Origin of the sequence: Mesorhizobium sp. J8, from assembly GCF_016591715.1 — a bacterium.
In the GTDB taxonomy this organism is placed as follows: domain Bacteria; phylum Pseudomonadota; class Alphaproteobacteria; order Rhizobiales; family Rhizobiaceae; genus Mesorhizobium.
In genome coordinates this window covers 3,007,993-3,031,540 of sequence record NZ_AP024109.1, presented here as the reverse complement: position 1 = coordinate 3,031,540, position 23,548 = coordinate 3,007,993, and the positions used below count along the sequence as shown (strand labels likewise).

21 protein-coding genes and 1 pseudogene are annotated in these 23,548 nt (G+C 64.3%); 6 read left to right on the top strand and 16 right to left on the bottom strand.

Going from position 1 to position 23,548, the window contains the following annotated elements:
• Nucleotides 1-7 precede the first annotated feature (7 nt).
• Entirely contained in the window at nucleotides 8-1,195 is a 1,188-nt protein-coding gene (locus MJ8_RS14345) for a glycine C-acetyltransferase (RefSeq protein ID WP_201414972.1), read from the bottom strand.
• Nucleotides 1,196-1,482: 287 nt separating this feature from the next.
• Between MJ8_RS14345 and MJ8_RS14340 the strand changes: the two genes are divergently transcribed.
• The gene (locus tag MJ8_RS14340) at nucleotides 1,483-3,552 is read left to right on the top strand and encodes a putative bifunctional diguanylate cyclase/phosphodiesterase (RefSeq protein WP_201414971.1); all 2,070 of its coding nucleotides are present in this window, start codon (nucleotides 1,483-1,485) and stop codon (nucleotides 3,550-3,552) included.
• Nucleotides 3,553-3,663: 111 nt separating this feature from the next.
• Entirely contained in the window at nucleotides 3,664-4,398 is a 735-nt protein-coding gene (locus tag MJ8_RS14335; protein WP_201414970.1) for a polysaccharide deacetylase family protein, read from the top strand.
• Here the strand turns inward: MJ8_RS14335 and MJ8_RS14330 are convergent.
• The 3 genes from MJ8_RS14330 to MJ8_RS14320 all read right to left on the bottom strand — a co-directional run bounded on the left by MJ8_RS14330 (nucleotide 4,389) and on the right by MJ8_RS14320 (nucleotide 5,600).
• Nucleotides 4,389-4,844, bottom strand: a complete 456-nt coding sequence (locus tag MJ8_RS14330; RefSeq protein WP_201414969.1) for a type II toxin-antitoxin system VapC family toxin — start codon at nucleotides 4,842-4,844, stop codon at nucleotides 4,389-4,391. The two genes, MJ8_RS14335 and MJ8_RS14330, sit on opposite strands and share 10 nt — an antisense overlap.
• Nucleotides 4,845-4,861: 17 nt before the next feature.
• Complete coding sequence (locus tag MJ8_RS14325) at nucleotides 4,862-5,104, bottom strand: type II toxin-antitoxin system Phd/YefM family antitoxin (RefSeq protein ID WP_201414968.1); 243 nt, start codon at nucleotides 5,102-5,104, stop codon at nucleotides 4,862-4,864.
• A gap of 64 nt (nucleotides 5,105-5,168) precedes the next feature.
• Nucleotides 5,169-5,600 (bottom strand): MarR family winged helix-turn-helix transcriptional regulator, encoded by a 432-nt coding sequence (locus tag MJ8_RS14320; protein ID WP_201414967.1) that lies wholly within the window; start codon nucleotides 5,598-5,600, stop codon nucleotides 5,169-5,171.
• A 146-nt stretch (nucleotides 5,601-5,746) separates the two neighbouring features.
• Here MJ8_RS14320 and MJ8_RS14315 point away from each other — a divergent pair, with 146 nt between their 5' ends.
• Entirely contained in the window at nucleotides 5,747-6,154 is a 408-nt protein-coding gene (locus MJ8_RS14315; protein WP_201414966.1) for a hypothetical protein, read from the top strand.
• Nucleotides 6,155-6,271: 117 nt separating this feature from the next.
• Here MJ8_RS14315 and MJ8_RS14310 read toward each other — a convergent pair whose 3' ends face one another.
• The 8 genes from MJ8_RS14310 to MJ8_RS14275 form a co-directional block, all read right to left on the bottom strand.
• Nucleotides 6,272-7,054, bottom strand: a complete 783-nt coding sequence (locus MJ8_RS14310; RefSeq protein WP_201414965.1) for an ABC transporter ATP-binding protein — start codon at nucleotides 7,052-7,054, stop codon at nucleotides 6,272-6,274.
• Nucleotides 7,055-7,067: 13 nt separating this feature from the next.
• Nucleotides 7,068-7,862 carry an ABC transporter permease gene (locus tag MJ8_RS14305; RefSeq protein WP_201415432.1) on the bottom strand — a complete coding sequence of 265 codons (795 nt, stop codon included), beginning with the start codon at nucleotides 7,860-7,862 and terminating at the stop codon, nucleotides 7,068-7,070.
• A gap of 80 nt (nucleotides 7,863-7,942) precedes the next feature.
• A complete protein-coding gene (locus MJ8_RS14300) occupies nucleotides 7,943-8,944 on the bottom strand; it encodes an ABC transporter substrate-binding protein (RefSeq protein WP_201415431.1) in 1,002 nt (333 codons plus the stop codon).
• Between the two features lie 272 nt (nucleotides 8,945-9,216).
• The gene (gene hutC, locus MJ8_RS14295; RefSeq protein WP_201414964.1) at nucleotides 9,217-9,948 is read right to left on the bottom strand and encodes a histidine utilization repressor; all 732 of its coding nucleotides are present in this window, start codon (nucleotides 9,946-9,948) and stop codon (nucleotides 9,217-9,219) included.
• A 32-nt stretch (nucleotides 9,949-9,980) separates the two neighbouring features.
• The gene (locus tag MJ8_RS14290; protein WP_201414963.1) at nucleotides 9,981-11,003 is read right to left on the bottom strand and encodes a zinc-dependent alcohol dehydrogenase; all 1,023 of its coding nucleotides are present in this window, start codon (nucleotides 11,001-11,003) and stop codon (nucleotides 9,981-9,983) included.
• Nucleotides 11,004-11,015: 12 nt separating this feature from the next.
• On the bottom strand, nucleotides 11,016-12,338 hold the full coding sequence (hisD, locus tag MJ8_RS14285) for a histidinol dehydrogenase (RefSeq protein WP_201414962.1): 1,323 nt from the start codon (nucleotides 12,336-12,338) through the stop codon (nucleotides 11,016-11,018).
• 100 nt (nucleotides 12,339-12,438) lie between these two features.
• The gene (locus MJ8_RS14280; protein ID WP_201414961.1) at nucleotides 12,439-13,212 is read right to left on the bottom strand and encodes an SDR family NAD(P)-dependent oxidoreductase; all 774 of its coding nucleotides are present in this window, start codon (nucleotides 13,210-13,212) and stop codon (nucleotides 12,439-12,441) included.
• A gap of 176 nt (nucleotides 13,213-13,388) precedes the next feature.
• Nucleotides 13,389-15,434 carry an FAD-dependent oxidoreductase gene (locus tag MJ8_RS14275; protein WP_201414960.1) on the bottom strand — a complete coding sequence of 682 codons (2,046 nt, stop codon included), beginning with the start codon at nucleotides 15,432-15,434 and terminating at the stop codon, nucleotides 13,389-13,391.
• 126 nt (nucleotides 15,435-15,560) lie between these two features.
• Here MJ8_RS14275 and queF point away from each other — a divergent pair, with 126 nt between their 5' ends.
• Nucleotides 15,561-16,022 (top strand): preQ(1) synthase, encoded by a 462-nt coding sequence (queF, locus tag MJ8_RS14270; RefSeq protein ID WP_201414959.1) that lies wholly within the window; start codon nucleotides 15,561-15,563, stop codon nucleotides 16,020-16,022.
• 11 nt (nucleotides 16,023-16,033) lie between these two features.
• On the opposite strand, the gene MJ8_RS14265 is transcribed toward queF, so the two are convergent.
• The 4 genes and pseudogenes from MJ8_RS14265 to MJ8_RS14250 form a co-directional block, all read right to left on the bottom strand.
• Nucleotides 16,034-16,630 (bottom strand): hypothetical protein, encoded by a 597-nt coding sequence (locus tag MJ8_RS14265; RefSeq protein WP_201414958.1) that lies wholly within the window; start codon nucleotides 16,628-16,630, stop codon nucleotides 16,034-16,036.
• A gap of 4 nt (nucleotides 16,631-16,634) precedes the next feature.
• Nucleotides 16,635-17,107, bottom strand: a pseudogene (locus tag MJ8_RS14260) (DUF3828 domain-containing protein).
• 110 nt (nucleotides 17,108-17,217) lie between these two features.
• The gene (locus MJ8_RS14255; protein WP_201414957.1) at nucleotides 17,218-18,867 is read right to left on the bottom strand and encodes an ABC transporter substrate-binding protein; all 1,650 of its coding nucleotides are present in this window, start codon (nucleotides 18,865-18,867) and stop codon (nucleotides 17,218-17,220) included.
• 121 nt (nucleotides 18,868-18,988) lie between these two features.
• The gene (locus MJ8_RS14250) at nucleotides 18,989-20,539 is read right to left on the bottom strand and encodes a trimethylamine methyltransferase family protein (protein WP_201414956.1); all 1,551 of its coding nucleotides are present in this window, start codon (nucleotides 20,537-20,539) and stop codon (nucleotides 18,989-18,991) included.
• Between the two features lie 89 nt (nucleotides 20,540-20,628).
• Here MJ8_RS14250 and MJ8_RS14245 point away from each other — a divergent pair, with 89 nt between their 5' ends.
• Together MJ8_RS14245 and mutL are read left to right on the top strand one after the other, a co-directional pair.
• Complete coding sequence (locus MJ8_RS14245) at nucleotides 20,629-21,531, top strand: LysR substrate-binding domain-containing protein (protein WP_201414955.1); 903 nt, start codon at nucleotides 20,629-20,631, stop codon at nucleotides 21,529-21,531.
• Nucleotides 21,532-21,655: 124 nt separating this feature from the next.
• On the top strand, nucleotides 21,656-23,524 hold the full coding sequence (gene mutL / locus MJ8_RS14240; RefSeq protein ID WP_201414954.1) for a DNA mismatch repair endonuclease MutL: 1,869 nt from the start codon (nucleotides 21,656-21,658) through the stop codon (nucleotides 23,522-23,524).
• Nucleotides 23,525-23,548: the final 24 nt, after the last annotated feature.

Genomic DNA, 23,548 nt, shown 5'->3' with positions numbered 1-23,548 from the left:
CAGCCGTTCACGAAATCACGCCCAGTTCCCTGCCGACCTCGCCAAACGCCTCGACCGCGCGGTCGATGTCGGCGCTGGAGTGGGCGGCCGACATCTGCGTGCGAATGCGCGCCTGGCCCTTCGGCACCACCGGGAAGGAGAAGCCGATGACATAGATGCCGCGCTTCAGCATGCGCGCGGCCATCTCCTGCGCCAGCGCCGCGTCGCCCAGCATCACCGGGATGATCGGATGATCGGCGCCGGCCAGCGTGAAGCCGAGCTTGCCCATTTTGGAGCGGAACCGGTCGGCATTGGCATATAGGCGCTCGCGCAACGCGTCGCCATGGCGGATCAGGTCGAACACCTTGATCGAGGCTCCGGCGATCGCCGGCATCAGCGTGTTGGAGAAGAGATAGGGCCGCGACCGCTGGCGCAGCCAGTCTACCACTTGTCTTTTGCCCGACGTGTAGCCGCCGGAGGCGCCGCCCAGCGCCTTGCCGAGCGTGCCGGTGATGACGTCCACCCTGCCCTCGACGCCGCAATGCTCGGCCGAGCCGCGGCCGTTCCTGCCGACGAAACCGACCGCGTGGCTGTCGTCGACCATGACCATGGCGTCGTATTTCTCGGCAAGGTCGCACACGCCTTGCAGATTGGCGATGATGCCGTCCATCGAGAAGACGCCGTCGGTGGCGATCATCCGGAAACGGCAGTCCTTCGCCTCCTTCAGCCGCGCTTCGAGATCGGCCATGTCGTTGTTGGCGTAGCGGAAACGCCTGGCCTTGGAGAGCCGCACACCATCGATGATCGAGGCGTGGTTCAGCGCGTCGGAGATGATTGCGTCCTCCTCGCCGAGCAGCGTCTCGAACAAGCCGCCATTGGCGTCGAAGCAGGACGAGTAGAGAATGGTGTCCTCCATGCCGAGGAAGGAGGAGATCGTCGCCTCGAGTTCCTTGTGCTCCTCCTGCGTGCCACAGATGAAGCGCACCGAGGCCATGCCGTAGCCGTAACGGTCGAGCGCATGCTTCGCCGCGTCGCGCAGATCCGGACTGTCGGCAAGGCCGAGATAGTTGTTGGCGCAGAAATTCAGCACCTTCTCGCCGGCGACCTCGATCTCGGCGGACTGCATGGAGGAAATGATCCGCTCGGACTTGTATAGCCCCGCCGATTTCAGGCCCTGGAGCTCGCTGTCGATGTGGGAAAGGAATGCTTTGCTCATGGTGCGGCCCTGTTCGGTTCGAGGCCGGACTGTCGCGCTATGGCCGCAAAAAATCCATCGCAAAAGCGACCGCTTCGGTGGCGTCGCGAAAGCCCGGTCATGATCCCTGGCGACGATGCGTGCAAAATGCAGTGTGCGGGAAAGGACGTGATAACCATTTCGTGAGCTTTGCCGCGCCGCCGCGATCGCCGCCAACCTCCCTTGCCGAGCTGTTAACCCTTTCAGGGCAAGCGTTTTCCCGCCACGAGTCCAGGCAGGAATTCGTCGACCGGAGGGGTCAGCAAGTTATGTCGCAGCAGCCAGTGCAGAGCGTTTCGCGCAAGCTGATCCTGCTCATCAAAACCGGCTATTGGCTGGCGCTGACGATCATTGCGGCCATGGTGGTGGCGTCCTTCGTCCTCCTGCAGCAATTGATGGCGCAGCAACAGCATAATGACGCGCTGCTCGACATCGTCTCCACGCAGAAGGCGCTGTCGCAGCGCATCGTCTTCCTGGCAGGCGCCACGGGCTCGGCTTCGCGCGACAAGCAGCCGGCGCTGGTCACCGCGCTCAAGCAGGCCACGGCCGAGTTCGAGACCAACTACGACCGGCTGCTCAGGGAGACCGGCGCCGATCCGCTGTCGCCGGCCCGCAACGATCCGAAGTCGATCGAATATGTGCTGTTCAGCAAGCCGTTCCACCTCGATTATTTCTCGGTCGGCCTCGTCGCCAACGGCGACAGACTGGTCTCGTCCTTCGAGTCGCAGCTCGGCATGCAGAGCGACGGCTACAAGGGCGATGGCGACCGCGTCGGCCTCGACGCTTCCGTCGCCAACGCAACAATGTCCGGCTATGCCGCGCTCGGCCAGCGCATCAGCGCATTCGCCGATGAAAAGTCCAGCAACATCCTCGACCTGCACCGCACGCTGTTCTTCGCCACCCTCGGCGTCATCGTGCTGGTGGCGCTGTTCATCTTCCGGCCGATGTCCAACGCCATCCTGCGCAAGACCCGCGAGCTGGTCGACGCGCGCAATTCGATGGCTTTCATCGCCGTGCATGACGGCCTGACGGGGCTGCACAACCGCACCTTCCTCACCGATCATTTCGACACGCTGATCAAGGGCGCGCACCGCCGCCGCGAGCGCCTGGCCGTGATCCAGTTCGATCTCGATCGTTTTAAGCAGATCAACGACACGCTTGGCCATGCCGCTGGTGACTATGTGCTGGTGGTGACGGCGCAACGCATGCGCGATTCCTGCCGGGCGTCCGACCTCTGCGCGCGGCTCGGCGGCGACGAGTTCGTCATGATCCTCAACGGCGCCGGCACAACCGAGGACATCCATGCGCTCGCCAAGCGCATCCTTGGCGAGATCAACGAGCCGATCACCTTCCAGGGCACGACCATCATGCCCGGCGCCAGCGCCGGCATCGCCGTCTATCCGGTCGACGCCGACAACGCGCAGGACCTGCTCGTCCATGCCGACCTCGCTCTCTATTCCGCCAAGAAGCTGGGCGGCGGCAACTTCTCCTTCTTCTCGGAGGAACTGCGGCGCGAGCTCGACTACCGCAAGCAGCTCGAACAGGACATCCGCACGGCGATTGCCGAACGAAGCTTCGAGGTCTATTTCCAGCCGCAGGTGTCGCTGACCAGCGGCAAGATCAGCGGCATCGAGGCATTGGTGCGCTGGAAGCACGAGACGCGTGGCATGATCTCGCCCGGCGAGTTCATTCCGGTCGCCGAGAAATGCGGCTTCATGCCGGATATCGGCCGCATCGTCATCAGTAAGGCGATCAACGAGGCCGCCGAATGGGACCGCGCCGGCATCGATTTCGGGCGCATCGCCGTCAATGTCTCGGGTACCGAGCTACGCGAGGCGGATTTCGATACCTTCCTGTTCAGCACGCTGGAGCGCGCGGGGCTGCCGCCGCAGAAGCTGGCGCTGGAGATCGTCGAATCCGTCATCCTCGACGACGAGAAGACCGGGATCGCCGCGAAGCTCCGCCACATCCGCGCCGCGGGCGTGCATCTCGAGCTCGACGATTTCGGCACCGGCTATGCCTCGCTCAGCCACGTAAACCCGAACGAGATCGACCGGCTGAAGATCGATCGCCGCTTTGTCCAGAACATCAACGAGAACGGGGACAACTCTAAGATCGTGCGCGCCATCACCGAGCTTGCCCGCGGCCTCGGCATCTCGATCGTCGCCGAGGGCGCCGAGACCGAGGCGGAGCTCGACTCGCTGATGGCGATCGGCTGCGATCAGGTGCAGGGCTATTCGATCGCCTTCCCGATGCCGCAGGACAAGGCGCGCGAATGGCTGACGGCGCGCAGCCCGAAGAAGGCTAAGTTGAAAGTGCTGCAGGGCAGCCTGGCCTGAGATGCGCCGATATTCAGGTGAGGCCGGCAAATGGCGCTTCCCCGCGCAGTCACGTTCGATAAGACCCACGCTGCCATAGCGTCTTGCGGTGATCGCAAGCGGGTTTTGCGAATGCCGCTTCGTTATATCCTGCCGTTCCTGCTGCTTGTCGCATCTCCCGCCTTGTCTGCCGATCGTACGATTTACCTCACGTTCGACGACGGTCCGCTGAACGGCACCGGCAACATCCTCGACGTGCTGCAGGCCGAACAGGTGCCGGCGACTTTGTTTATGGTCGGCATGCATGCCGAGGCGAACGCAGCCAACCGCGCGCTGCTGCAGCGGGCGAAATCGATGCCGCTGGTGACGATCGGCAACCACAGCTACAGCCATGCCTATAATCACTACCGGCATTTCTACGGCGATACCGAAGGCGTGGTCGCCGACATGCTGAGGGCCAATGCCGTGCTCGGCCTGAAGCCGGCCGTGCACGCGCGTCTGCCGGGACGCGACGTGTTCCGGCTGCCCAATTACTCCAAGGACGACAATTCGCTCGGGCTGGCGGAGGCCGGACGCGAGGATCCGGACTACGAATTCGTGGCGGCGTCGGGTTTCTGGCTCTACGGCTGGGATCATGAGTGGGTGCACGAGGACAGCGGCAAGCCCGTGCAGAGCGTCGACCATCTGGTGAGCGAGATCGACCATCTGTTCGGTTACGGTCATTTCGCCAGGCCGAACAAGCTGATCCTGCTCATGCATGACGAGATGTTCCAGGACGCCTTCGACGGCAAGGCGAAACTGACGGCGCTGATCGCGGCGTTGAGGCTGCGCCACTACGCCTTCGGCGCGATTGCGGGTTACGACTGAGGCGGTTCGCTAGGTAGGGATGGTAACACCTTCAGCGGATTGAGCATCGGCACGCCAAGAGGTGCAAAATGGCGCTCGTTGCCTGTCAGGATCGTCAAGCCATGCACTTCGGCTGTCGCGGCGATCGCAATGTCCTCAAATCCTGGTTGATGAGCCCGGACACGATCACGGATCAATCCTGCGGCATGCGCCGCGCGGAGATCGAGAGGCAGTATCCTCTCGCCATAAAGGTATTCAATTGCCTGCCACCACTGGCGAAGCAATGCTGTTTTCGTCGTTGCGCCCTCGCGCTCGGCTTTCGCGATTCCAGCGGTGATCTCCGATGCCGTGACTACGGATAAAAACAAATAATTGCTGGCCTGATCGAGCCAATCGGCCAACTCCGCCCGCTGATTCCTTTTGGACGGCGCCATTGCCGAAATGATGTTGGTGTCGAGCAAAAACATAGGCTGAAAGGCCGCCCCTATAGGTCAACCTTGCGGACGGGTTTGCGCAGGCGGGGGGCAATGTCGTCTTCGTCCCCGGGAAACGCCGCCAGCAACCGTCCAAAGCTTGGCACGCGTGACAGCCTTTCGTACTCCTTGAACGACAGGATCACGGCTTGCTTGCGGCCGTGCCGCGTGATGACGGCAGGCTCTCCCGCAACGGCCTCATCGACGACTGCCGAAAGTGTCGCCTTGGCATCCTTCAGTTGAATTTCTCGCATCGCCAGGCTCCGCTATATGACTAGTGTAGTCATATAGCATTGGCTGCCAACCGAATCAACACAACTAAATGCCCTCCACATTCGCCCGCAGCGCCGCAAGCACCTCAGCGAATTCGGCCAGCCTGTCATCGGGAATACCGGCCCGCAGCCTCTTGTCGAAAGCGACGGCCGCTAGACGGAGGTTCTCGAACAGCGCTTCGCCGGCTTCGGTCAGCGCCACCTGATGGACCCTCCGGTTCTCCGGATCGCGGCGGCGCGTCAGCAACCCTTGCCCCTCCATGGCGTTGAGGTGGTGCGTCAGCGTCGCGCCCTGGATGCCGATCATGCCGGCAAGCTCGCGCTGGTTCGCGAGTTCCTTCGACTTGACCGACAGCAAGGTCAGCCAGACCGGCAACGTTCCGCCGGCCTCGGCCAGGGCGGCATCAAAGGCCTGCGCCACCACTTTCGAGGTGCGGGCGAGATTCATGCCGACGGGCGGGCGATCAAACGGTGTCATGACCTGACAGTAGAGCAAGCAATGACAAGGTGGAATTCGGCTTCATGCATTGACATCTAATCGTTAGATATCTAACTTTGGCTTAATAATGACGCATCGTCCTTGTTGCGGCGCGCAGGCGGCGGGCGAATGAGAGGAATTCGGTCATGCAATATGTCTACATCATCACCATCGGCCTGCATGTCATGGCCGGCGTGTTCTGGGCCGGCACGACCATTGCGGTTGCCCGCGATCCTGAGATCAAGGCGGAACGCTTCATCCGGCCGCAGCTCGGCGCCTCCGGCGTGGTGTTCCTGACCGGCATACTGCTTTGGTATTTCTTCCACGAGGGCGCGTTCGGCCCGATGGAGAAGGTACTGGCGCTGGGCATTTTGACGGCGCTGATCGCTGCCGGCGTACAGGGCGCCCTTGTCGCCTCCTCCAGCAGACAGTTGGCCGGCGCCGACCAAGCGACGCAAACCGAGCTGCGGGCAAAAATGACCAGAGGCGAACGCATCGCGGGCGGGTTGCTGGTCATCACCGTGTTTTGCATGGCGACCGCCAAGCTGTTTTGACCTCGCACGGCCGGCAAAACCGACCGGGCGCGGCGCGCAACGGACCGAAGCGGCAGGTGGCTCTCCTTGCAAAGGTCCGTTGCGCGCCACCGCGTTCCAATGAACGCTGAACCCGCTTCAAGCCATTTCAGGGCGCCTGGAGGCCTCGCGAATGGCCTTGTGGACATTGCGCTGCAGGTCCATGAACGCGGGGCTCTCCATGACCTCTTCGCGGCGCGGCCGCTCGATGCCGACGTCGAAGGTTCGCATGATGCGGCCCGGCCCGATGCCCATGACGACGATGCGGTCCGACAGAAAGACGGCCTCCTCGACATCGTGGGTGACGAAGAGCACGGTCAGCCTGTGCTCCTCCCAGATCTGGGTCAGCAGTTCCTGCATCTGATGCCTGGTCAGGGCATCGAGCGCGCCGAAAGGCTCGTCCATCAAGAGCATCTTAGGGCGGTAGGAAAGCGCGCGCGCGATGGCGACACGCTGCTTCATGCCGCCCGAAAGTTCGGATGGATATAGATTGGCCGAATGCGGCAGCTTGACCAAGTCCAGATGCTCGAGCGCGATCCTGCGGCAGGTGGCGCGGTCATGACCGGCGGCCTTGAGGGCGAACTCGATGTTCTGCTGCGCCGTCAGCCAGGGCAGCAGCGTATAGGACTGGAAGACGACGCCGCGATCGAGACCTGGCTTCAGGATCGGCGACCCGTCGATGTCGAGTTCGCCGGAGTCGAAATCCTGCAATCCGGCGACGATCGACAGCAGCGTGCTCTTGCCGCAGCCCGACGTGCCGACCAGCGACACGAACTCGTTGTCGGCTAGGTCGAGATTGATGTCGCGCAGCACTTCGGTGCGCCGCGCGCCGGTGCCGAAGCTCTTGTGGAGACCTTTGATCCGCAGCTTGGGGGAATTCATCGGCCCTGCCTCATCATGAACGGCTGTCCTGACGGAACAGCACTTTGCCCAGCGCCTTCATGACCTGATCGGTAATCAGGCCAAGAATACCGAGCAGAAGGATGTAGCCGATGATGGTGTTGGTCTGGAAATAGCGCTGCGAGACGGTGATGCGATAGCCGAGCCCGGAGGTCGCGGCGACAAGTTCGGCGAGCACAAGCCAGGTCCATGCCCAGCCGAGGCTGATGCGCAGCGTGTCCCAGATGCCCGGCAAGGCGCTGGGCACCACGATACGCGTCAGGATCTTGCGATCCGGCAGGCCGAGCGTCCTGCCGAGGCCGACGAAGTCAGCCGGCACGCGCTTGACGTTGTCCATGATCATCAACACCTGCTGGAAGAAAGTGCCGATGAAGATGATCAGGAATTTCTGGGCGTCGCTCGTCCCCGCCCACAGGATGGAGAGGGGCACGAAGGCGACCACCGGCATGTAGCGGATGAAATCGACCAGCGGCTCGATGGCCGCCTCCCAGGTCCGAAAGCTGCCGATCAGCACGCCGATCGGAATGGCGAGCGCCGAGGCGATGAGAAAGCCGACCGAAATACGGTATATCGAGGCCTTAAGATCGATGAGCAGCGTGCCGTCGGCCCAGAGCTTGCCGAGCTGCGTCGCCACGCTGGCGGGCGACGGCAGGAAGATCGGCTTGACCAGTTCAAGGCCCGTCGCCGCCCACCAGGCTAGGCCGAGGCCGGCAAAAACCGCCACGGCGATGATCAGGAAACGGGAGCGCGCGATGGGCGCGCCGATCCCGGAGGATCGGCGGCGTCGCATCGCTTTCCTGGCGGCAGGATCGGGCGGGTTCGCCTTGACAGCAGGCTCGTCGGACATCTCGGCGGCCGCCACGACCCGGTCTACTGCGCGGCCTTGACGAAGGCCGGATCGATCATCTGCTCCGGCGTCACGTCGGACTGGAGAAGCCCGGCATTCTTGGCCGCGGCCTCGACGTCGGCGAACGTCTTGGTGGAAAAATCGCCCGTCAGAGCGTCCTTGTTCTCAGCAAGCGAATAGTAGCGCACGCCGTCGAAGGCGGTATTCAGGTCCTCGACGCTCGAGCCGACCGCCTTGGAGATGATGGCGCGGCCGCCGGGCGTGTCGGCATTGTAGTCCTTGAGCGCGGCATCCCAGGCCTTGATCATGGCAAGCACCTGGCCGGGCCGCGACTTGATAACCTCGTCGCGTACCACCAACACGTCGCTGATCAGGCCGGGGTCCTCGCCGGCGGTGAATAGAAACTTGACGTCCTTGTTCTGCGCCTTGGCCGTGGTGAGATACGGCTCATAGGTGACCGCGACCGGGACGCGGCCGGCGATCAGCGCGCTGCCGGCATCCGCGGCCGGCATCGGAACCGGCTGGACGTCGGCGATCGACATGCCGTTCTTGGCGAGAGCGTATTTCAGCAGGATGTCGCTGGTCGTGCCTTCCTCGAAGGCGACCTGCTTGCCCTTGAGATCGGCGATGGAGTTGACGTCCTTGCCGGCGATCATGGCGTCGGCCGTCATCGAGACGTCGAGCAACAACACGATCTTGACCGGCAGGCCGGCCGCGACCATGCCCATGGCGGTATGGGTGGCGATGTTCGCCGCGTCGAGCTGGCCGCTCGCCAGGGCGGCATTGATATCCTTGTCCTCGGTGAAGTTGACGATCTGCACGTCCGACAGACCGCTCGCCTTGAACAGGCCCTTGGCTTCGGCGACATGCCATTGTCCGTAACCGAGCCACGGCTCTATGCCGATCTTGAACGATCCGGCCTCGGGCGTCGCGGGAATGGCCGTATCGGCCGCGTGGGCCAGCGGGGCGAAGCCGAGGGTGGCCGCCACCACGAGCGCACGGAATTGTCCTGTGAGGTTACGCATCATCCTTGTTCCCCTTGATGATTCAGAGCGCTTTTTTTGAACCAAACTTCCCGTCTGGTGAGAATGCGGCTTCTGCTTCTTGCGGCACTGTGCCTCGGCGTCTTACCTGCCACGTCGACGGAAGTGAAACGATATTCAACGTCGGCGGCGATGGATGTCAAGGTTAAAATACATACATGCATATACAAGCTGGAGAGGCTGATTTCCGCGCTCTTGGCAGCATTTGCGCGGGCTCCACTCATAACTCGCCAAGGGGAATAGTCCTGGCCGCCTCAGGTCTTGCGCGACGGAGAATAACGGCTGCCGAGCGAGTAGCGGCTGCCGACATAGGTCAGCTTGCTGATGGTGGCGACGACCGCGCCCGTCCAGGTCCGGCGATGCAGAAGAAGGCAGCAACTGCCGATGTCGATGGCGAGGCGCCGCGCCGTTTCGGCATCGGCCGGGACAGCGGAAATGATGTGCTCGACCTCGGTCACAGGCGTCTTCTGCATCAGGTAATCGTAGGTCGCCGTCTTCGAGAAATCCTGCTTGTCATAGTCGGGGATCAGGCTCGGATTGACGAAGCGCTCTTCCAGTTGCACAGGCAGGTCGTTCTCGAAGTTGACGACCACCGAATGATAGATCGCCGCGCGCTTGGCGAATTCGAAGGACAGCGAAAGCTCCTTGGTCGGCATGATCCTTTCGAGGACGAGAACCTCGGAGCGGTGCCTGTTGCCGCGCGCGACGATCTCGGCCGCGATGTTGTTGATCTCGATCAGCGTCGATTGCGGCCGGGGCGGTGCGATGAACGTCCCTACGCCCTGCAGCCGGATCAGGAAACCGGCCGAGGTCAATTCCCGCAAGGCGCGGTGGACGGTCATGCGCGATACGCCGAGCGCCGCGACGAATTCATTCTCGGACGGCAGCTTGCTGTCCTTGCTCCACTTGCCGGTCCCGATATTGGTCAGGATATAGTCCTTGACCTTCTCGTAGAGGGGGCTGGCCGTATCGGGCAAGGTATTCATCTTCAAAAGTCCCTTCGCCAAACATCGGAAAATCAAGTGCCGGCAGGCCGCCGCATCCGGATAACGGTTTTCAAGCCGTCGCCGTGCCCCGCCAAAAGATGCTCATAAGCGGCGGGAATATCGTCCAGGCCGATCTCGCGATCGATCAGGCTGATCAGCGGTTCGGACAACTCCGCCAGCATCCCGATGGCGTCGGGCAGCTCGTCGGCAAAGGCATGGCAGCCCAGCAGACCGATCTCGCGTTCGACCAGAATGTTGGGGTCGATGTCGAGGCGGCCGTGGAAAATGCCGACCAGCGCGACGGTGGCGCCGGAGCCCAGAACATCCAGCAACTGGTTGAGCGCGGCGATGCTGCCGGTCGCCTCGACGGCCGCAAGCAAGGGCGCTCCGTGGAGCGCGGCGGCGATGGCGTCGCGGTCGAGATCGACGGTGGTGGCGCCGGTCACCCGGGCGACACGCTCGCAGCGAGCCCTGTTGCGGTCGGCGATCAGCACCCTGCCCGGGAACGTCCGCGACAGGAGCAGCGCCGCAAAGCCGCCGATGGTGCCGCAGCCGACGACGAGCACGCAACCCGCCGTCTTCGGCAGGCGCCGCACCGCATGCAGCGCGACGGCGAGCGGCTCGGCCATGGCCGCCACCCTTTCGTCGAGCGCTGCGTCGACGACATGCAGCAGGCGCGCGGGCAGGAGCGCCTCTTCGGCGAAGCCGCCGTCGCATACTTCCCCAACGAAGCCCAGAGCCGCGCATAGATGCCGTCTGCCGGCGCGGCATGGCACGCATTCTCCGCACCAGAAACGGGAATCGGCGACGACCCGATCGCCCACGGCGACCGTATCAACGCCCTCGCCGACCGCAACCACCGTGCCGGTCAGTTCATGGCCGGCTGTCGAGGGCACACGGCTTATCCATTGTCCAGTGCGGAAATTGTGAAGATCCGAACCGCAGATGCCGGCGGCGTCGACAATGAGCTTCACCCACCCCGCCTCGGGTGTACCTGGCGCGGCGATGTCCTCGACACGCAGGTCGCCGGGTCCATGGAGTCTGGCGGCCTTCATTGCGCCGACCCGTCAGGCGCCGAGATAGCGGTCGCGGATTTCCGAAACCGCGTTCTCATGCGAGCTGAAGCCTTCATAGCGGGCAAGCCTGCGGGCATGGCCGGCAAGCTCCGGATATGCGGCCGAGGTCACATAGCCGACGGACGAGCGCTTGAGGAAATCCGTCACCGAAAGCGGCCCGTAGGTGCGCGCCCAGCGGCTGGTCGGCAACACCGCATTCGGCCCGAGGACGAAATTGGCTAATGTCACCGGCGTGTGCGGACCCATGAGGATCTCGGCCGCCTCGGTGATGTGGCCGAGATGCGCGAACGGCTCCCTGGAGAGGATTTCGAGATGCTCGGGCGCATAGTCGTTGATGAAGCGGTAGCTATCCTCCAGCGATGCGGTCAACACGATGCCGCCGCGCTTGCCGGTCAGCACCGCGCGCGAAAACTCGACCCGCTGCTCGCTCATACGGGACCAGTGCTCGGGAAGCGCCGCCAGGGCAGCGTCGGCGACCTTGCGGCTGTGCGTGACGAGATAGGCGGAGGAATCCGGTCCGTGCTCTGCCTCGATCAGAAGGTCGAGCGCGGCGAGACCACCGTCGACGCTGTCGTCGGCAAAGATGATCGCCTCCGAGGGACCGGCCGGAAGGCCGGTGTCGATGATCGAGGATAGCAGACTCTTTGCCGCCACCACCCAGGGGCTGCCCGGACCGACGATCTTGAGCGCGGGCTTCACCGTCTCGGTGCCGTAGGCGACGGCCGCAACGGCATGCGCGCCGCCGCATTTATAGACCGTCTCGACCCCGGCGAGCCGGGCGGCGACCAGGGTCGCGGCATCGACGGAACCGTCCGCGGTCGGCGGCGTCACGATGGCGATCTGCGGCACGCCAGCGATGACGGCCGGAACCGAGGTCATCATCGTCACCGACGGGAAAGCGCCCTTGCCGCGCGGAACATACAGCGCGACCGAGGCGATCGGCGTGTAGCGGTCGCCGGCATAGGCGCCGGGACGGACCTCCTTGAGCCACATCGTCTCGGGACGCTGCTCCTCATGGAAATGCCTGATGTTTGCGATGCCGAACCGGATGCTGTCGATGACATCCTTGTCGACCTTGCCGAAGGCGGCGTCGAACTCCGCTTCCGAAACCTTCAGACCGGCCGCGCCCACATCGGCCTTGTCCAGATCCCTGACGAAACGGAGCAAGGCAGCGTCGCCTTCCGTCCTGACTGCTTCGAGGATCGGGCGGACCTTTTCGACGAAGACCGAGAGGTCGGCTTCGGCCCGCTTCAGCAGGCTCGCCCGCTGCTCGGCGCTGGCGGATGAGAGGTCGTGGAAGCTGATGTCGGACATGGCTGCTCCTCAGAAACGCGGAAAAAGTATATACATGTATGTATAATGGCCACCAGTATTTTTCCGTGCCCGGCCGCCAGGCTGGCCATGGCAAGCCGCGTCAGATCGAGGCAAGAAAGCCCCCGTCCACCGGAAAGGACTGACCGGTGATGTAGGCCGAGGCGTCCGAGGCCAGGAACACCGCGATCCCGTGCAGGTCCGAAAGATCGCCGAAACGACGCTGCGGTATTTTGGCGAGCATCGATTGCTGCCACGCCTCGTCGGCGTAGAACACTTCCGTCATCGCCGTCCTGAAATAGCCGGGCGCAATGGCGTTCACCCTGATCCCCAGACCCGCCCATTCCGCCGCCAGCGCCCGCGTCATGCCGAGCAGGCCCGACTTCGACGAGCCGTAGGGCACGGCCGTGGGTATGCCGACTTCGGAGGTCAGCGAGCACAGGTTGATGATGGCGCCGGGCCGACCGGCGTCGCGCATGTGGCGGGCGGCGGCCTGGGCGCAGAAGAAGGCGCCCTTGAGATTGGTGTCGACGATCCGGTCCCAGAGCGCTTCATCGACATCGAGCGAAGGCCTGACCTCTTCCATGCCGGCATTGTTGACCAGTATATCAAGGCCGCCTAGCAGGTCAGCGGCCTCGGCGGTCGCGGCACGGCAGCGGGCGACGTCGGTGACGTCCAGGGCAATGGCATGCGCAACCCCGCCGGCGGCCCGGATCGCCGCCGTCGTCTCCCCAAGCGCGGCGAGGCTGCGCGCCGTGACGGCGACAGCGGCGCCGGCCGCGCTCAGCGCCTCGGCGATGCCGCGCCCAATGCCGCGGCTGGCGCCGGTGACGAGCGCCTTCCTGCCCGACAGGTCGAAGAGGGAAGCATTGCGCATGTCGATCCTCCTTGGCCTTGCCGGCCTGCCCTCGCCCGCGAGACTAACCGATCCTTGGTTATACATACAAGCATATACAAATGGTTTTGCAGCAGTGAAAAGCCGATCGCGGAAGGCGCGGTACCCGCAACTGGCGCTTTTCCCGCAGCCGCGATTTTCGCGCTGCGGCCTCTCCGTCAGATCCTGATCCCGAACCGGATGCCGTCATAGATGGCGGCGTGGATGTTGCGCGAGGCGACCGCGTCGCCGATGCGGAACAGCACGAAGCCGCCTTCGGCATTGCGCTTGGGGAAGATGTCGCCGCCGTTCACCAGGCGCTCGTAGTCGACCGCGCCGCCATTCTTCGACAAAGGTTTGAGAGCAAGGTAGAGGTCGTCGAGCGGCGCCGTGCCATGCTCGACCACCACCTGGTCGACCCGCCGCTCGGCCCGCCAGCCATCGGCGAAGTCCGAGGCCAGCTCGGCGATGAGCTGGTTGCCCTCGCGCCGCACCGACCGCAGGCGGGTGTTGATGGTGACGGTGACGCCTTTCTCGTGGAAGGCACGCATATAGGGCACGTGGTTCATGCCGCCCATTTCCGGCGCGAAGAAGCGCTCCGGCGAGACCAGCTCCAGCTTAGAGCCGCCGTTGGCGATGAGTTCGGCGGCGCCCATGCCCTGATGGCCGCCATTGTCGTCATAGAGCAGCACGTTCTCGGCCGGCTTGACGCTGCCGGCCATGATGTCCCAGCTCGAGGTCACAAGATTGTCGCCGGCCGTCAGCGGCGGGTTCTGCGGCATGCCGCCCGTCGCCACGATCACCACGTCCGGCGCCAGCGCCAGCACGTCGTCCTTCTCTGCCCAGGTGTCGTAGCGGATCTCGACGCCGAGGCGATCGAGTTCGGCCAGCCGCCAGTCTATGATGCCGATCAGTTCCTTGCGGCGCGGGTTCTGAGTGGCGAGCCTCACCTGACCGCCTGCCTGGCTGGAGGCTTCGAGCACGGTGACCTGGTGCCCGCGTTCGGCCGCGACGCGCGCCGCTTCCAGGCCGCCGGCGCCCGCGCCCACCACCACGACTTTCTTCTTCGGTCCTTCGCTCTTGGCGATGATGTGCGGAATCGTCGCTTCGCGACCGGTCGCGGCGTTGTGGACACACAGCGCCTCGCCGCCTTCATAGATGCGGTCGAGGCAGTAGGTTGCGCCGACGCAAGGGCGGATCTCGTGCTCGCGGCCTTCCATCACCTTCTTGACGATATGCGGGTCGGCAATATGGGCGCGCGTCATGCCGACCATGTCGAGCTTGCCGGTGGCGATGGCGTGGCGCGCTGTGGCGACGTCGGAAATGCGCGCGGCGTGGAAGGTCGGGAATTTGGTCGCCGCCCTCACCTCGCCGGCGAAATCAAGATGCGGCGAGGACCGCATGCCGGTCACCGGAATGACCTTGGTCAGCGACGCATCGGTCTCGATCGTGCCGCGGATGATGTTGAGGAAATCCACCTTGCCGGATGAGGCCAAGCGCCTGGCAATCTCGACTCCCACCTCCTTCGATATGCCGTTTTCGAAATCCTCATCGGCGACCATGCGAATGCCGACGATGAATTTGTCGCCGACGGCGGCGCGCACCGCATCCAGCACCATGTCGGTGAAGCGCAGCCGATTGTCGAGCGAGCCGCCGAACTCATCGTCGCGATGGTTGGTAAGCGGCGACCAGAAGCCGTCCATCAGATGCCCGTAGGATTCGAACTCGATGCCGTCGAGGCCGGCGGCCTGGCAACGCTGCGCGGCCGCGGCATAGTCGGCAACGATGCGCTCGATGTCCCAGTCCTCGATGGTCTTCGGGAAGGCGCGATGCGCCGGCTCACGCACCGGCGAGGCCGAAAGCACCGGCAGCCAGTCGGCCTTGTTCCAGCCGGTGCGGCGGCCGAGATGGGTGATCTGGATCATCACCTTGCAGTCGTGCTCATGGCAGGAATCCGCCAGTTCGGCGAGCCACGGCACGATGCGGTCGTCATAGACATGCAGGTTGCCGAAGGCGGCCGGGCTGTCGCGCGAGACGATCGCCGAGCCCGCCGTCATGGTCAGCGCCATGCCGCCCTTAGCCTTCTCGGCATGGTAGAGCCGGTAGCGCTCCTTCGGCATGCCATCCTCGGAATAGGCCGGTTCATGGCTGGTCGACATCACCCGGTTCTTTAGCGTCAGGTGCTTGAGCTGGTAAGGTTGGAGAAGCGGGTCGTTGCTGGTCATCTTCTTCCTGCCATTTCATTTGTGTTATGGAGCGGCCCAAACCCGCCGCGCCCGAAAGATTGCGGCGCAATTTCCGCCTTGTTTTGCCTGCCGCCCGGACCTTTGGGCGGCAGCAAGGAGCCACCCATGACCGACGCCAAGAACCTCACCCAGCTCGGCAAGCACGTCGAGACGCCACAGAGCCCCGAACAGGCGGTCCTGGAGACCGTGCCGTTCAATCGCGGAGACGGCCCGCCCGCGATCGTGCGCTTCACCTGCCCCGAATTCACCTCGCTCTGCCCGGTCACCGGCCAGCCGGACTTCGCCCACATCGTCATCGACTACGCGCCCGACAAGACGCTGGTGGAATCGAAGTCGCTGAAGCTGTTCATGACGTCGTTTCGCAACCACGGCGCCTTCCACGAGGAATGCACGGTGATGATCGGCCGCCGCATCGTGGAGGCGACCAAGCCGCTCTGGCTGCGCGTCGGCGGCTACTGGTTCCCGCGCGGCGGCATCCCGATCGACGTCTTCTGGCAGACCGGCGCGCCGCCCAAGGATGCCTGGCTGCCCGACACCGGCGTCGCGCCCTATCGCGGGCGAGGCTGAGTTAATCGCCATCATTCGCACTGATACTGGCTCAGCGCCCATTCGCCGGTGACCGACAGGAGGTCGGAGACCTTCCAGCCGCCGCCGACCTTCTTCAGCTTCCACTCCAGCCGGTGCTGGTGGCCCTCGACGACGAAGGCGACGACCACCTTGGCCTCGTCGCCATTCACGGCTTCGATAGTGCGCAGACTCCGGTCGATGGCGAGCTTGTCATAGTCGGCATTGTCGAGCGCCATGTTGGGATCGAGGCATTCGCCCTGCCCCGAGGCGCGCAGCGCATCGCTCTTGTCGAGAACGGTCTTCGCCGGATCGACGAAGTTCTTGCGCTGGGCGGGATCGAGCTCCAGCCCGAGATGCTCGTAGAAGGGCTTCACCACTGCGGTCGGCGATCCGGGCAGAACAGGGGCGACAGGCGCCGGTTCGGCCGGCTTGCTTTCCGGCGCAGCGGCTGCAGGCGGCGACGTGTCGATCGCAGGCGGCGAGGTATTGTCGCCGGATGAGGCTTTTGGGGGCGGCGCGCCGAAGAGCCCCTGCGCAAAGGCGCCGCCGCTCAGCCCCGCGGCCAGCATGGGCAAGCTCGCCAGCGCGAGGACGGAACGGCGAAGCACGGCATCACTCCGTCGAGGCGCCGCATCCCAGCGCGCTGAGCTTCCAGTCGCTGGTCTGGAGGTGATGTCGGCGATCTTCCACTTGCCGTCCACTTTCTTCAGCGACCACACCATTTCGCGTTTGGAGTCATCGCCTTCCGGGAAAAGATTGAAGCTCGCCGTCACCTCAGCGGTGTCGCCATTGACGGCCTCGGTGAGCTTCAGCGTCTTCGACACGGTCTTCTGGTCGAAATCCTGGGCGTCGAGGCCTGGGTCGAAGTCGATGCAGGACACCTCGTCGGGCTTCTCCTTCTGCGCCTTGTCGTTGGCCTCGAACAGCTTGGTGACCGGCTCGGTGAAACGGTCACGGTATTTGGCGTCCGCCTCGAACTTCACCGCCGGCACATAGAAGAACTTCACGGCGTTGGACGCCGGCCCGGCAAGCGCGGCGCCAGGCAAGGCAATCGAGAAGACAGCGGCAAGCACTATCGGCTTCATGCAGGATCTCCGGGGTTCGGTACGTGGCGGCAAGCTCGCCGCCACGCATCCTGCATATCGCCTTTTTTGCGGCTCATGAAGTCTTTGCGACTCATGAAGCCCGGGCGCGCTCAGGCATCCAGCCAGACGTTCTGGAAGTCCATCTCGTAGGTCTGGTGCATCGAGTAGTTCTTCACCTTCTTGTTCATGTGGCAGTAGAGCTTCTGCCAGAAGGGCTGGATGATGACGCCGGAGTCCTGCAGGATCGCCTCGACGTCCTTCATCACCTCCTTGCGCTTGGCGACATCGATCTGCGACAGCGCCTCCTTGAGCTTGGCGTCGAACTCCGGATTGGAATAGGCCGTCTCGTTCCAGGCCTCGCCGGTGCGGTAGCCGAGCGCCAGCACCTGAACGCCCAGTGGGCGCATGTACCAGATGGTCATGGAATAGGGATATTTCGTCCAGTCGTTCCAGAAGGTCGAGCCAGGCAGCACGGTGCGCTTCACCTTGATGCCGGCGTCGCGCAACTGGCCGGCGATGGCGTCGCCGGTGTTCTTCTGCCATTCGTCCTCGACCGTGATCAGCTCATGTTCGAAGTCGGCCTGCCCTGCTTCCGCCATCAGCTTCTTGGCGCCGGCCGCATCGCGCTCCTTCTTGGGCAGCGGGTAGTATTCGGGATGGATCGGGGCGACGTGATGGTTCTCGCCGACCGTGCCGCGGCCATTATAGCCGAGCTGCATCACCTGGTTGTTGTCGACCGCCATCTGCAGCGCGTTGCGGACCCGTTTGTCGTCATAGGGCTTATGCGTGACATTGGTGCGGGCAACGAGCGTGGTCGCCGTCGCGACCTCCGATTTCACCAGACCCATCTTGTCGAGCGGGTCGATGAAATCCGCGGGCGTTTCGAAATCTAGGTCGATCTCGCCGGAATCGAAGGCATTCAGCGTGGCGTTGAAATCGGTGCCGTAGTCGATGAACTCGACGCCATCGAGAGGTGCTTCGCCGCCCCACCATTTGCCGTTCTCACGGCGCTTGACGACCGCTTTCTGGCCGACCGCATAGGACACCAGCTCGAAGGCCCCCGTTCCGATCGGCTTCTTGATCGGATCGGCGCCGTCCTTGTCGAAGTCGCGATGCACGACCAGCGCCGGATAGTCGGTAAAGCCCGGGATGATGGCAATGTCGGGTTCATTGAGCTTCAGCTTGACCGTGTGGTCATCGACCTTGGTGATCGCGCCGTCCTTGGCCTTGCCTGTCTTGGTGTCGATCAGCGCGCCGACGCGGGCGGCCATCGAGTTGCCGGAAGCCCCCTTCTCGCACCAGCGGTTCAGGTTGGCGACCACGTCGTCGGCGTTGAAGGCATCGCCATTGTTCCAGGTGACGCCCTTGCGCAGGTGCAACGTGTATTCGGTGGCGTCGTCATTGACGTCCCAGCTTTCGAGCAGCACCGGCTCGAAGGTGAACTGGTGCGTGTAGCGCACCAGCGGCTCCAGCCAGGTGCGGGTCACATTCGCCATCTCCGTCCAGTCATAGGTGCGCGGGTCTTTCTGCGCCTTGACCGACATTGCGACATGCAGCGTTCCGCCCTTCTTGGGCTCGTCGGCGAGCGCCCTGGTCGGCGCGGCAAGGCCGAGCATGCCGTAGGCGAACGCGGTCGACGCTCCGAAGGCGCTTGCCAGAGCCAGGAATTCGCGCCGGTCGACCCGCCCCGCGCGTGCCTCCTCGGCCATCGCTTCGATAGCAGCCGGGACCCGGTCGCCATTGCTTCTGAACAGTGTCATTCTCTTTCTCCCATTGGTTTCTTCAGGTCTTCGCCCGGTTGGTCTAACTCTTTGTTGGAGCATGATCTTTTCCGGAAACCGGTTCCCGCTTTTCGGGATCATGCGCCGACGCTGCCATCCATCAACTAACGCTGTCCGGCAGCTTTTCCTCACGCCTAGCGATCAAATCCGCGAGACCTTCGGCAATGCCCTCGTCGAGCTTCGGCTCCTGGTAGTCGGCGAGCATGGCGCGCGCCTTTTCGAGGCCGCGCGTGTCATGGTCCTTCGCGCCTTCGGCGGTCCATTGCTCGAAGGAATTGAAATCCATGATGTTGGGCATGAAAAAGGCGCTCTCGAAATGCTCGAGCGTGTGCTGCGTGCCGAGGAAATGCCCTTGCGGGCCGACCTCGCGGATCGCCGCCATCGCGTCCTTGAAATCGTCGAAGGACACGCCGCCGGCATATTTGTACCAGCCCACCAGCTGCTCGCAGTCGGTGGCGAATTTCGAATAGCCGCAAGTCAGCCCCGCCTCCAGCCAGCCGGCGGAATGCCAGATGTAGTTGGCGCCGGACAGGATCGCGGCATGCATCAGCATGTTCGCCTCATAGCCCGCCTGCGCGTCGTTGAGCTTGGAGCCGACATGGAAGCCGGAGGTGCGCCACGGCAGCTTGTATTTCCTGGCCAGCGCGCCCATCAGATACATCATCTGCGCCGCTTCCGGCGTGCCGCCCATCGGCGCGCCGGTCTTCATGTCGACGGTCACCATGAACTGGCCGTAGAGCTGCGGCGAACCTGGCCGGATGAGCTGGGTCAAAGCCACGCCGGCAAGCGCCTCGGCGTTGACCTGCGCCACCGCGCCGACGGCGGAGGCCGAGGTCGAGGCGCCGCACAGCGCGAAGGGCGCCAGGATCAGCGGCTGGTTGTGGCTGGCATAGACCCGCATGGCGTCGATCATCGTGGCATCCCACACCAGCGGCGAGTTGCAGTTGGTGATCGCGACCAGCACGGGATTGTCGCGCACGAAGTCCTCGCCGAAGACGATTGCAGCCATCGCCATCGTGTCCTCGGCGCGCTCCTTGGACGTCACGATGCCCATGAACGGCTTGTCGGAATGCTTCAGCGCCGAATGGATGATATGGAGGTGCCGCTTCGGCACCGCGATTTCCATCGGCTCGCAGATGACCGAGCTCGAGGAATGCAGCGCCGGCGCCATGTAGGCCATCTTGTGGAAGTTGTTGAGGTCGGCCAGCGTGCCGTAGCGGCGCTTGTTGTCGAGGTCGCGGACATAGGGCGCGCCATACATCGGCACGAAGATGGAGTTCTTGCCACCGACGCGCACGGTGCGCTCGGGATTGCGCGCATGGAGGGTGAACTCGGCCGGAACCTTCGAGACCAGCTCCATCAACAGCGCGCGGTCGATGCGGACACGCGTTTGCCGGACATCGGCGCCGGCGGCCTTCCAGAGCTCGATCGCTCCGTCGTCGCGGAATTCGCAGCCCACCTCCTCGAGGATCTTGAGCGATTCCTCGTGGATCAGTTCCACCGCCTCGTCCGGCACGATCTCGTAGGCGGGAATCTTGCGCACAAGGGTCGGGAAGGACGCGATCGGCGCGCTTCTCAGCGCCTTGCGGCCAAGGCGGCCGCCGCCGCGGCGGTGGGTCGGTTCGGTCAATTCAACGGCCGGTGCGTTCATGGAGGCTCCTTCTTCCCGCGACCCAAGTTAGCGGGACGAAATATGGATGTGACGCTGGAAAATCCTGATCTCTTGTATAAGCTTGCCTTATGCGAAGCCTGCGCCATCTCCTGCCCTCCGCCGGCAGCCTCATCGTTTTCGAAGCCGCCGGCCGGCTGTCGAGCTTCACCGCCGCCGGGCGCGAGCTCGGCATGACGCAGGCGGCCGTCTCCTACGCGGTGCGGGGACTGGAGGAACAGCTCGGCGCCAAGCTGTTCCAGCGGCGCCACCGCCAGGTGCTTCTGACGGAGGCCGGCGAGCGCTTCCATGCCGATGTCTCGCTCGGCCTGTCGCATATCCGCAAATCGGCGGAGGACCTTCGCCTGCAGGCGACTGGCGGCCATGTCACGCTTGCCGCCTCGACCGCCTTCGGCTCGTTCTGGATGATGCCGCGCCTGCAGCAGTTCCGCGACGAGCTGCCGGGCATTGATCTCCGCATCCAGACCGCCGACCGAGACCTCGACATCATCGCAGAGGGGATTCCGCTCGGCGTGCGCGGCGGCGTGCCGCGCGACTGGCCGGACTATCACTCGCTATCGCTCTCCGAGGAAGAGATCTTCCCGGTCGCGGGGCCGAGCTACCTTGCCAAATTCGGCAAGCCGAAAACGGTCGAGGAACTGGCGACGCATCGGCTGATCCATCTCGAGGAGCCCTATCGCGAGGCGCCGACCTGGGACGAATGGTTCGCGTCGGCCGGAACCAGCCTGCGCAATGCGGAGCGCGGCCTGCGCATCAACGACTATGCGCTGGTGATCCAGGCCGTGATGGAGGGACAAGGCATCTCGCTCGGATGGCGGCATCTGGTCGAACGCCTGGTGGCATCGGGTCTGCTGGTGCCGGTAACCGATCATGTCATGCGGACCGGCATCGGCTTTCATGTCATCTGGCCGAAGAACCGCGACCTCAGCGACAATGCGCGCAGGGTGAGGGACTGGCTGGTGGCGCAGGCTTGAGGTTCACTCGGTTCGCGATGCAGGCCGCGCTGGCGGGGTAGCGGGGCGAGGATCGCGGCGTTAGCTGTTGCCAACCTCATCCTGCCCCTCCCCCACGCCGTTCGAATCCGCCTATAATCGCCGGATGCCCATCCGCCAGCTTTCCGAAACGATGATCAACCAGATCGCCGCCGGCGAGGTCATCGAGCGTCCGGCAAGCGTGGTGAAGGAGCTGGTCGAGAACGCGCTCGACGCCGGCGCCTCGCGCGTGGAGATCGTCACCGCCGGCGGCGGGCTGAACCTGATCCGTGTCACCGATGACGGTTCGGGCATTCCCGAACGAGAACTGGCGCTGGCGGTCGCGCGGCATTGCACCTCCAAGCTCTCCGACGACATCCACGACATCCGCTCGCTCGGCTTCCGCGGCGAGGCGCTGCCTTCGATCGGTTCCGTCGCGCGGCTCTCGATCCGCTCGCGCACGGCCTCCGGCGACAGCGCGGCCGAGATCGGCATCGACGGCGGACGGGTTTCGCCGGTGAAGCCGGCGGCGGCGAACCGCGGCACCACGGTCGAGGTGCGCGACCTCTTCTTCGCCACGCCGGCCAGGCTCAAATTCATGAAGGGCGAGCGGGCCGAAAGTTCGGCCATCAGCGACGTGGTGAAGCGCATCGCCATCGCCTTTCCCGCCGTCCGGTTCACGCTTGCCGGCGCCGACCGCTCGACGCTGGAGCTGCCGGCAACCAGCGATACCCCAGAGGGCCGGCTTGCCCGCGTCGCGCAGGTCATGGGCAAGGATTTTCCCGACAATGCGATCGCCATCGACGCCATGCGCGACGGCGTCCATCTTGCCGGTCATGTCTCGATCCCGTCCTACACGCGCGCCAATGCGCTGCAGCAATATGCCTATGTCAATGGACGGCCGGTGCGCGACAAATTGATCGCCGGCGCGATCCGCGGCGCCTTCGCCGATGTGCTGCCGCGCGACCGGCACGCGGTGACGGTGCTCTTCCTGTCGCTCGATCCTTCGACGGTGGACGTCAATGTCCATCCCGCCAAGGCCGATGTACGCTTCCGCGATCCGGGCCTTGTGCGTGGGCTGATCGTCGGCGCCATCCGCGAGGCGCTGGCCGGAGCGGGCATCCGCGCGGCGACGACAGGTGCCGCCGGCATGATGGCGGCGTTCAGGCCGGGCGTCGCGCCTTATTCGCATCCCGGGCCGATAGGCGGCCACCGCAGCTACGAGGCCGCCTATCACGCTTCCGGTTCCGGCGGCTTCGACCCGTTGCGCTCGGCGCAGCGGCCGCTCGACATGGGCGGTCCACGACCGCGACGGAACGGTTTTGCCGAGAACGAGCAGGCCGCCTTCGATACCGGCCCGCTCGCCAGCGCCGACGCGCGAGCCGGTACGGCCGAGCCGGCCGAGGCCCTGCTCGGCATGGTGCTGGGCGCGGCGCGCGCGCAGGTGCATGAGAACTATATCGTCGCCCAGACCAGGGATTCGCTCGTCATCGTCGACCAGCATGCTGCGCATGAGCGGCTGGTCTATGAGGCGTTGAAGAACGCGCTGCATTCGCGCGCGGTGCCCTCGCAGATGCTGCTTTTGCCCGAGATCGTCGACTTGCCGGAAGAAGACGCCGAGCGGCTGGCCATGCATTCCGACACGCTCGCCAAATTCGGCCTCGGCCTCGAACGCTTCGGCCCCGGCGCGGTGGCGGTGCGCGAGACGCCGTCGATGCTCGGCGAAACCAATGTGCAGCAACTGGTGCGCGACCTCGCCGACGAGATCGCCGACAACGACACCGTCGAGACGCTGAAGGAGCGGCTGGACAAGATCGCCGCGACCATGGCCTGTCACGGTTCCGTCCGCTCGGGCCGGCTGCTCAAGGCCGAGGAGATGAACGCGCTGCTGCGCCAAATGGAGGCAACGCCGGGGTCCGGCACCTGCAACCACGGCCGCCCGACTTATATCGAGCTCAAGCTCGCCGATATCGAGCGGCTGTTCGGGCGGCGGTGATATTCCGCGAGCCATCAGCAGGCA

What these genes read in the sequence shown, in the direction of transcription:
- MJ8_RS14315 (WP_201414966.1), top strand. Translation starts at nt 5,747, where the DNA reads ATGCAATATGTCTACATCATCACCATCGGCCTGCATGTCATGGCCGGC.
- MJ8_RS14330 (WP_201414969.1), bottom strand. Translation starts at nt 4,844, where the DNA reads ATGTTTTTGCTCGACACCAACATCATTTCGGCAATGGCGCCGTCCAAA.
- MJ8_RS14340 (WP_201414971.1), top strand. Translation starts at nt 1,483, where the DNA reads ATGTCGCAGCAGCCAGTGCAGAGCGTTTCGCGCAAGCTGATCCTGCTC.
- hisD (WP_201414962.1), bottom strand. Translation starts at nt 12,338, where the DNA reads ATGTCCGACATCAGCTTCCACGACCTCTCATCCGCCAGCGCCGAGCAG.
- MJ8_RS14250 (WP_201414956.1), bottom strand. Translation starts at nt 20,539, where the DNA reads ATGAACGCACCGGCCGTTGAATTGACCGAACCGACCCACCGCCGCGGC.
- MJ8_RS14255 (WP_201414957.1), bottom strand. Translation starts at nt 18,867, where the DNA reads ATGACACTGTTCAGAAGCAATGGCGACCGGGTCCCGGCTGCTATCGAA.
- MJ8_RS14300 (WP_201415431.1), bottom strand. Translation starts at nt 8,944, where the DNA reads ATGCGTAACCTCACAGGACAATTCCGTGCGCTCGTGGTGGCGGCCACC.
- MJ8_RS14325 (WP_201414968.1), bottom strand. Translation starts at nt 5,104, where the DNA reads ATGCGAGAAATTCAACTGAAGGATGCCAAGGCGACACTTTCGGCAGTC.
- MJ8_RS14335 (WP_201414970.1), top strand. Translation starts at nt 3,664, where the DNA reads ATGCCGCTTCGTTATATCCTGCCGTTCCTGCTGCTTGTCGCATCTCCC.
- MJ8_RS14280 (WP_201414961.1), bottom strand. Translation starts at nt 13,212, where the DNA reads ATGCGCAATGCTTCCCTCTTCGACCTGTCGGGCAGGAAGGCGCTCGTC.
- MJ8_RS14345 (WP_201414972.1), bottom strand. Translation starts at nt 1,195, where the DNA reads ATGAGCAAAGCATTCCTTTCCCACATCGACAGCGAGCTCCAGGGCCTG.
- MJ8_RS14320 (WP_201414967.1), bottom strand. Translation starts at nt 5,600, where the DNA reads ATGACACCGTTTGATCGCCCGCCCGTCGGCATGAATCTCGCCCGCACC.
- MJ8_RS14305 (WP_201415432.1), bottom strand. Translation starts at nt 7,862, where the DNA reads ATGCGACGCCGCCGATCCTCCGGGATCGGCGCGCCCATCGCGCGCTCC.
- mutL (WP_201414954.1), top strand. Translation starts at nt 21,656, where the DNA reads ATGCCCATCCGCCAGCTTTCCGAAACGATGATCAACCAGATCGCCGCC.
- hutC (WP_201414964.1), bottom strand. Translation starts at nt 9,948, where the DNA reads ATGAATACCTTGCCCGATACGGCCAGCCCCCTCTACGAGAAGGTCAAG.
- MJ8_RS14290 (WP_201414963.1), bottom strand. Translation starts at nt 11,003, where the DNA reads ATGAAGGCCGCCAGACTCCATGGACCCGGCGACCTGCGTGTCGAGGAC.
- MJ8_RS14310 (WP_201414965.1), bottom strand. Translation starts at nt 7,054, where the DNA reads ATGAATTCCCCCAAGCTGCGGATCAAAGGTCTCCACAAGAGCTTCGGC.
- MJ8_RS14275 (WP_201414960.1), bottom strand. Translation starts at nt 15,434, where the DNA reads ATGACCAGCAACGACCCGCTTCTCCAACCTTACCAGCTCAAGCACCTG.
- MJ8_RS14245 (WP_201414955.1), top strand. Translation starts at nt 20,629, where the DNA reads ATGCGAAGCCTGCGCCATCTCCTGCCCTCCGCCGGCAGCCTCATCGTT.
- queF (WP_201414959.1), top strand. Translation starts at nt 15,561, where the DNA reads ATGACCGACGCCAAGAACCTCACCCAGCTCGGCAAGCACGTCGAGACG.